Consider the following 7,057-nt stretch of genomic DNA (forward strand, 5'->3'; position numbering starts at 1 on the left):
CGGCCGCACCGATGCCGGCGTCCATGCGACCGCGCAGGTGGCGCATGCCGACCTCGCCAAGGCGTGGCCGGGCGACAAGGTGCGCGATGCCGTCAACGCCCATCTGCAGGCGGGCGGGGCGCGCATCGCCATCCTGAAAGCGACAGTCGTCTCCGACAGCTTCGACGCCCGCTTCTCGGCCATCGGCCGCCACTATCTCTACCGCATCCTGAACCGCCGTGCCCCGGCCGCGCTCGACAAGGGCAAGGTATGGTGGGTGCCGAAGCGGCTCGACGCCGGCGCCATGCACGAAGCGGCGAAAGTCCTGCTCGGACGGCATGATTTCACCACCTTCCGCTCGACCCAGTGCCAGGCCAACAGCCCGATCAGGACGCTGGAACGGCTCGATGTGAGCCGACAGGGCGACATGATCGAGGTCAGGGCTTCGGCGCGCTCATTCCTGCACAATCAGGTACGTTCGATGGTCGGCTCGCTCAAGCGCGTCGGCGACGGCGGCTGGACCGCGGCCGACCTGAAAACGGCGCTCGAGGCGCACGACCGCGCCGCCTGTGGCCAGGTGGCGCCGCCCGACGGGCTGTTTCTCACCGGTGTCGATTATCCAGTCGAGACGAGCCCGGACAGGCTCTGAACTCCGACATCCTCCGGCACGGTGATGCCGAGCAGCGCCTGCAGGCCGAACAGCACCAGCAGCGAGGCGATGAACATGCCGACGAAAACGGCGGTGCCGACCGATGCGCCCCTGCCGATCGTGGCGTTGGTCATGCGCCAGATCAGCACCATCGACAGGGCAAACAGGAACAGCGACACAAGGCTCGCAGCCTGGCTTGCGGACGACAGGAAAAGCCGGATCAGCGCCGAGGGCAGCATCAGCCATGCGGTGATGGCCGAAGCCCAGTTGCTGGCGACGACGTAGTGGACGAAGCGGCCGCCGATGCCGGCGCGCGGCGCGATCAGGGCCAGCGCAACCAGCGGCAGCACCCAGGAGCCGATGTCGACCGTCGCCAGGCGGACCAGCATGCTGAAGCGGCCCGCGAAGGCGTCGGGATCGCCGATTTCGTTGGCGATGCCGACCCAGCCGACGATCAGCGCCGGTGCTGCAACGACAATGGCGAAGAAGGAATTCCAGAAGCCGTCGGCCGACAGGTCGAGCAGGCGCAGGCCGTCGGCCTTGCCGAGCATCAATCGCCAGGCGCCCGTCAGCGAAGCTTGGGTTTCGTCCGCCGAAAGCATGCTGTTCAGCCCTGTCCGAACCAGTCTTCTATGAAGCGCTGGTAGATTTGCGTCAGCGTTTCCAAATCGGCAATGGCGACGCGCTCGTCGACCATATGCATTGTCTTGCCGACCAGCCCGAACTCGACCACCGGACAATAGTCCTTGATGAAACGCGCGTCGGACGTTCCACCGGAGGTGGACAGCGTCGGCTCCTTGCCGACCGCCGACTTGATCGAGCCGCGCAGCGTTTCGATAAGCCTGTCGTCGCGGGTCAGGAAGACATGGCTCGGCCGGTCGCGCCAGACGAGCTCGTAGTCGACCGGCGTCTTCTTGCCCTGCCGGTACTTCCTGCGCCTGGCCGCCTGGTCGAGCCGGTTGTGGATCTCGGCCTGCAGGGTCTCGTCCGTCCAGGTGTCGTTGAAGCGGATGTTGAAGGTCGCGGTCGCTTTGGCCGCAATGACATTGGTGGCAGGGTTGCCGACATCGATGGAGGTGATCTCCAGATTGGTCGGCTGGAAATCCCTGGTCCCCTTGTCGAAAACCGGATGCAGCAAGGCGTCGACCAGGCTCATCAGCCCGCGCACCGGATTGTCGGCAAGCAGGGGATAGGCGACATGGCCCTGGCGGCCATTGACGGTGACCGCGCCGGACATCGAGCCGCGGCGGCCGATCTTGATCATGTCGCCGAGAGCGTCCGGATTGGTCGGCTCGCCGACGACAGAGGCATCCCATTTCTCGCCCCGCGAAGCCGCCCATTCGAGCAGCTTCACCGTGCCGTTGATGGCCGGGCCTTCCTCGTCGCCGGTGATCAGCAGCGAGACCGACCCTTTCGGACCGCCATTGGCCTCGACATGGCGCGCCACGGCGGCGATGAAACAGGCAATGCCGCCCTTCATGTCGACGGCGCCGCGGCCATACATCTCGCCATTGGCGATCTCGGCGGCGAAAGGCGGATGCGTCCAGGCGGCTTCGTCGCCGACAGGCACCACGTCGGTGTGTCCGGCGAACATCAGATGCGGGCCATTGCCGGAGCGCCTTGCATAGAGGTTTTCGATATCGGGCGTGCCGTCTTCGGAAAACACCGGCCGATCGACCAGGAAGCCGAGCGGTTTGAGCATCGTCTCCAGCGCGGTCAGCGCGCCGCCCTCAGCGGGCGTCACCGAAGCGCAACGGATAAGGGCGGCGAGGTTTTCGGCGGGATCGGTCGGCAGCGTCATGGCAAAAGCGATAGTCGAAAGCGCAGGGCCTGTCACGGCCAGACATAGGGGCCAGCGTCATGGCTGGCGATGCCGCCGATATTATGGTTTTCATGTCGTATAGCTCCGACCCGGCGCGGGACAGGATGGCAGACAAGGACAGAAGGATCGTCATAGCCGGTGCCGGCAGCATCGGCTGCTATGCCGGCGGCTGCCTGGCGCTGGCCAACCGAGAGGTCATTCTGCTGGCTCGGCCGCGCATCGAGGCAGCGTTGCGGCAGGGTGGATTGCGGGTAAGCGACCTCCAGGGCCGCGATCGCTCGATCAAGCCCGAGGCGCTTGTCGTCACCGTCGATCCGGCCGCCGCTTTGCCGCTGGCGGACGTGATCCTGGTCACGGTCAAGAGCGGCGCCACCCAGGATATGGCGGACCTTATCAAAGCCCATGCCCGGCCCGACGCCGTGGTGATCAGCCTGCAGAACGGTGTCGACAATGCCGACAAGCTGCGCGCTGAACTTGCCGGACGTACGGTGCTGGCCGGCATGGTGCCGTTCAATGTGGTGCAGTCGCCGGACGGCGAACTGCCGCTGCGCGTTCACCGCGCCAGCGACGGCACGGTAATGGTCCAGGATGGCGCCGCCGGCCTGGTCGGCCTGCTTGGCGTCGAAGGGTTTGCGGTCGAAGCCCATGGCGACATGAAAGCCGTGCTGTGGGGCAAGCTGCTGATGAATTTGAACAACGCGCTGGTGGCGCTTTCCGGCCTGCCGCTGGCGACCGAACTGGCCGATCGGCGCTGGCGGCTGATCCTGGCCAGCCAGATCGACGAGGCCCTGAGAGCGATGAGAGCGTCCGGCATCGAGCCGGCGCGGATCGCCGGCCTGCGGCCGGCGTTGCTGCCCAAGGTGCTCAGGCTGCCGGACTGGCTGTTCAAGCTGCTGGCGCGGCGCTTGCTGGCGATCGACCTGCAGGCGCGCTCGTCGATGTGGGACGATCTTCAGCGCGGCCGGCCGACAGAGATCGACGACCTGCAAGGCGCCATCTTGCAGCTGGCGGGGAAGGCCGGCACGCCCGTGCCGACGGTTCAGCGAGTCACCGCTTTGGTGCGCGCGGCGGAAGCGGAGCGGCTTGGCTCGCCGGGCCTGGCGCCGGAGCAGGTTGTTGCACCGGCCGGCCGTCGATCAACGTGATCTTCTGCCAGATTTTCCGCGACAGGTTGGATGCCAGGTTCTCGATGTCGTTGACGCCGTCGATGACCACGTCGTCATTGACCGACTGTGCGAACAATGCGGCGATCTTGCCCGTGATCGACAGCATTTCGGAGCAATAGTCGAGGTAACGCGCCAGGTCGGCGGCATTGGTGATGCGGGCCGGCGAGTGCGCCGTCGGCTTGAAATCGGCCGAAAGGGCTGCCGGATCCTTGGTCAGCTGGTGCATGTCGATGACATGGATCAGCGAACGCAGGCCGTGCAGCTGGCGAAACACCCTTTTGCGCTTGATGCGCTCCTCGGTGCGGATCAGAGCAAGCAAGCCCAACACAGCGAGTATGACGGTATTGATCGAAGCCTCTATGCCTTGCACCGACTGCAGGGCATCGTGGGTTCCCGAAATGCGGTCGATCGGCAAGATGGTACCGACGAACAGGAACACCAGCACACCCGTGACGAAGGCGGCGACGATGAGCCCGCGCAGCCACCAGATCGGTGCTTCGAGCACCTTGGCCGCCTTGGCCAGATCGCGCGACAGCGAGACCAGTTCGGCGGCGACGCCACGCAATCCCGCTTCGGGGAAACGGTCGGCGATCCGCTCTTCCAGCCGCTCGGCGGTTTCGACGATCAGTTTCGGATCAAGCGTGCGGTAGCGCATGTCCGATCGGCCCTCAGGATTGTTCCGGCTCGTTGGTGCGCCGGCCATAGCGGTTGGGTCCAGGCTGCCCTGGAAACAGGCACAACACAAGGAAGGCGACGATCGACACCACCGGCACGAACAGGATCAGCGCGGCAATGCCCGGCTTGTCCAAATCGTGCAGCCGCTTCACCGCCAGGGCGATGTTCGACCACAGCGAGGCGATGAAGGCGACGAAGAAGATGAACGACCACATGTTGCTCTCGGCCGAACCTTCCGGCACCAGCGTGAAGCGGTAGAGCGGGAAGGCCTGGATGATGGCGACGAGCAACCCGCCAAGAAAATAGGCCGCGCGACTGACGCGGCCCGAGGTTTTGAAGAAAAGCCAGGTGAGATCTGATCTGTCAGGCAAGCGGGTCCGGTCCATATTGATTGGCGCCTCTGGCGCCTTCGAGAATGCCGCATTCCACCAGAAACCAGATCGGGCCGATGAGCGGCACCAGCATGATCAGGCTCCACCAGCCCGACTTGCCGCGATCATGCCAGCGCTTGGCGTAGACTGCGAGCGCGAAATAGATCGAGGCCAGAGCGATGAGAATGCCGATGATGCCGATCTGGGCGCCACTGGCGGTGGTGAGACGTGTACCGAGGATCGCATCGAGAATGAAGGCAACGATGCCAATGACGATGAAAACGCCAATCGCGGCCCAGAACTTGCCACGGTTGATGCGACCATCAAAACTTGTGAGCAGATACTTCCAGTCCATGTCACCCCTCCATCTTGAACCAGCGCGACCGATTGTCGCGCCGGCGGAGGGTGCGCTCGCTTTGCGCAAAGATCAATCGCGCAGCAATTCGTTGATCGAGGTTTTGGAGCGGGTCTTGGCGTCGACACGCTTGACGATGACGGCGCAGTAAAGGTTGGGACCCGGCTCGCCGTTCGGAAAGGGCTTGCCCGGCATCGTTCCGGCGACGACGACGGAATTGGGCGGCACTTCGCCATAGAAGATCTCGCCGGTGGCGCGGTCGACGATCTTGGTCGACTGGCCGATGAAGACGCCCATGCCGAGCACCGAGCCTTCGCGCACGATGCAGCCCTCGACCACCTCCGAACGCGCGCCGATAAAACAATTGTCCTCGATGATGGTCGGGCCGGCCTGCATCGGCTCCAGCACGCCGCCGATGCCGACGCCGCCGGACAGATGCACGTTCTTACCGATCTGGGCGCAGGAGCCGACCGAGGCCCAGGTGTCGACCATGGTGCCGCTGTCGACATACGCGCCGACATTGACGAAGGACGGCATCAGCACGGCGCCCGGTGCGACATAGGCCGAACGGCGCACGACCGACGACGGCACGGCTCGGAAGCCCGCCTTTTCGAAGTCGACGGCACTCCAGCCGTCGAACTTCGACGGCACCTTGTCCCACCACACCGCCTCGCCGGGCCCCCCTTTAATGATCTCCATCGGGTTGAGCCGAAACGACAACAGCACGGCCTTCTTCAGCCACTGGTTGACATGCCACTTGCCGTCGGCCTGCCGCTCGGCGACGCGGACGGCGCCGCGGTCGAGCAGATCGAGCGCCGACTGGATGGCGTCGCGCGTTTCGCCGCGCGTTGCTGTCGAAATCGCGTCGCGTTCCTCGAAGGCCTTCTCGATGGTCTTTTCGAGGCTCGCCAGATCGGGCTTCGACATGAATTCGCTCCATTACCAAGCTGTTAAGGGGCAACGCCTTAACCTGTTTTGAAAGTCGCGCGGACCCCTTGGCAGGCTTTGCCTGCCTGGATCTTCGCATGTAGCAGGTTCTTGTCACAAAACCGCGGGACACTTTTGCGGAACCTGCTTATGTGAAGCCTTGGTGAGGGTCAATCGCGGCTGCGTCATGGGGCGGCGCAAGTGAAGAATTTGGACGGGTAGAGCATATGACACCTATGGAAAAGGCGGGCTGGACGCCACTGCCGCATTCGGACGAGGATCTGGAGCGGTCGAAGAGTGTGCCGGATACGCCGCAGACGCGTGCCGAAACCTACCGGCTCGCCTGGAACGATCCCGACTTCATGACGCGGCGCGAGTTGCGCGCGGTCCGGCTGCAGCTTGAATTGCTGAAACCGGAAATGATCCTGGCCGAACGCGGCATCCGTTCGACGGTGATCCTGTTCGGCGGCGCGCGCCTGCCGGAACCCGGCGGCGAGGCCTGGGCGGCCAAGAACGAGACGCAGAAGAAGAACCTCGAGGAGAACAGCAAATACTACGAGGAAGCGCGCAAATTCGCCCGCCTCTGCTCGCAGCAGTCGGCTACCTCCTATTACCGCGAATATGTCGTGGTGACCGGTGGCGGGCCCGGCGTGATGGAAGCGGGAAACCGCGGCGCCGACGATGTCGGCGCGCCGTCGATCGGCCTCCACATCGTCCTGCCGCACGAGCAGGCGCCGAACATCTATGTGACGCCGGAGCTCTGCTTCAACTTCCATTATTTTGCTATCCGCAAGATGCATTTCGTCATGCGCGCCAAGGCGGTCGCGGTGTTTCCGGGCGGCTTCGGCACGATGGATGAATTCTTCGAGACGCTGACCCTGATCCAGACAGGGCGCATGGAGCGCGTGCCGGTGATCCTGTTCGGCAAATCCTTCTGGAAGCGGGCGATCAATCTCGATTTTCTCGCCGAGCAGGGCACGATCAGCCCCGGCGATCAGGACATCATCGACTTCGTCGACACCGCCGACGAAGCCTGGGGGATCATCAGCCGGTTCTACAAGTTAGGGGAGTAGGGGAGTGGGGAATTGAAGAACTGGGGAACTGGGGGAATTG

Annotated in this window: 9 protein-coding genes; 3 read left to right on the forward strand and 6 right to left on the reverse strand. The window is 64.2% G+C overall.

Going from position 1 to position 7,057, the window contains the following annotated elements:
* Positions 1–628 (forward strand): tRNA pseudouridine synthase A (locus EN749_RS27140; protein ID WP_128364327.1); only part of this gene is annotated, 628 nt, incomplete at its 5' end.
* On the opposite strand, the gene EN749_RS27145 is transcribed toward EN749_RS27140, so the two are convergent.
* Together EN749_RS27145 and dapE are read right to left on the reverse strand one after the other, a co-directional pair.
* Positions 595–1,230: a transporter gene (locus EN749_RS27145; protein ID WP_127808364.1), complete on the reverse strand. Its 636-nt coding sequence runs from the start codon at positions 1,228–1,230 to the stop codon at positions 595–597. The two genes, EN749_RS27140 and EN749_RS27145, sit on opposite strands and share 34 nt — an antisense overlap.
* A 5-nt stretch (positions 1,231–1,235) precedes the next feature.
* Entirely contained in the window at positions 1,236–2,429 is a 1,194-nt protein-coding gene (gene dapE / locus EN749_RS27150) for a succinyl-diaminopimelate desuccinylase (protein ID WP_127273255.1), read from the reverse strand.
* Between the two features lie 125 nt (positions 2,430–2,554).
* Between dapE and EN749_RS27155 the strand changes: the two genes are divergently transcribed.
* Positions 2,555–3,595: a 2-dehydropantoate 2-reductase gene (locus tag EN749_RS27155; RefSeq protein WP_128364328.1), complete on the forward strand. Its 1,041-nt coding sequence runs from the start codon at positions 2,555–2,557 to the stop codon at positions 3,593–3,595.
* Here the strand turns inward: EN749_RS27155 and EN749_RS27160 are convergent.
* From EN749_RS27160 to dapD, 4 genes are all read right to left on the reverse strand, one after another.
* Complete coding sequence (locus EN749_RS27160) at positions 3,498–4,271, reverse strand: hypothetical protein (protein WP_127318320.1); 774 nt, start codon at positions 4,269–4,271, stop codon at positions 3,498–3,500. The two genes, EN749_RS27155 and EN749_RS27160, sit on opposite strands and share 98 nt — an antisense overlap.
* A gap of 13 nt (positions 4,272–4,284) precedes the next feature.
* Entirely contained in the window at positions 4,285–4,662 is a 378-nt protein-coding gene (locus EN749_RS27165; RefSeq protein WP_023810766.1) for a DUF805 domain-containing protein, read from the reverse strand.
* The gene (locus tag EN749_RS27170) at positions 4,655–5,017 is read right to left on the reverse strand and encodes a DUF805 domain-containing protein (RefSeq protein ID WP_127318322.1); all 363 of its coding nucleotides are present in this window, start codon (positions 5,015–5,017) and stop codon (positions 4,655–4,657) included. Before EN749_RS27170 ends, EN749_RS27165 begins: the two co-directional genes overlap by 8 nt.
* 72 nt (positions 5,018–5,089) lie before the next feature.
* Positions 5,090–5,944 (reverse strand): 2,3,4,5-tetrahydropyridine-2,6-dicarboxylate N-succinyltransferase, encoded by an 855-nt coding sequence (dapD, locus tag EN749_RS27175; RefSeq protein WP_127269742.1) that lies wholly within the window; start codon positions 5,942–5,944, stop codon positions 5,090–5,092.
* A gap of 227 nt (positions 5,945–6,171) precedes the next feature.
* On the opposite strand from dapD, the gene EN749_RS27180 reads away from it, so the two are divergent.
* On the forward strand, positions 6,172–7,017 hold the full coding sequence (locus EN749_RS27180; RefSeq protein ID WP_128364329.1) for an LOG family protein: 846 nt from the start codon (positions 6,172–6,174) through the stop codon (positions 7,015–7,017).
* Positions 7,018–7,057 lie beyond the last annotated feature (40 nt).

This window comes from Mesorhizobium sp. M7A.F.Ca.ET.027.02.1.1 (assembly GCF_004022985.1).
Taxonomy (GTDB): Bacteria; Pseudomonadota; Alphaproteobacteria; order Rhizobiales; family Rhizobiaceae; genus Mesorhizobium.

Bases quoted from the DNA above. Each gene is read 5' to 3' on its own strand.
- EN749_RS27145 (WP_127808364.1), bottom strand. From the start codon at position 1,230: ATGCTTTCGGCGGACGAAACCCAAGCTTCGCTGACGGGCGCCTGGCGA.
- dapE (WP_127273255.1), bottom strand. From the start codon at position 2,429: ATGACGCTGCCGACCGATCCCGCCGAAAACCTCGCCGCCCTTATCCGT.
- EN749_RS27155 (WP_128364328.1), top strand. From the start codon at position 2,555: ATGGCAGACAAGGACAGAAGGATCGTCATAGCCGGTGCCGGCAGCATC.
- EN749_RS27160 (WP_127318320.1), bottom strand. From the start codon at position 4,271: ATGCGCTACCGCACGCTTGATCCGAAACTGATCGTCGAAACCGCCGAG.
- EN749_RS27170 (WP_127318322.1), bottom strand. From the start codon at position 5,017: ATGGACTGGAAGTATCTGCTCACAAGTTTTGATGGTCGCATCAACCGT.
- dapD (WP_127269742.1), bottom strand. From the start codon at position 5,944: ATGTCGAAGCCCGATCTGGCGAGCCTCGAAAAGACCATCGAGAAGGCC.
- EN749_RS27180 (WP_128364329.1), top strand. From the start codon at position 6,172: ATGACACCTATGGAAAAGGCGGGCTGGACGCCACTGCCGCATTCGGAC.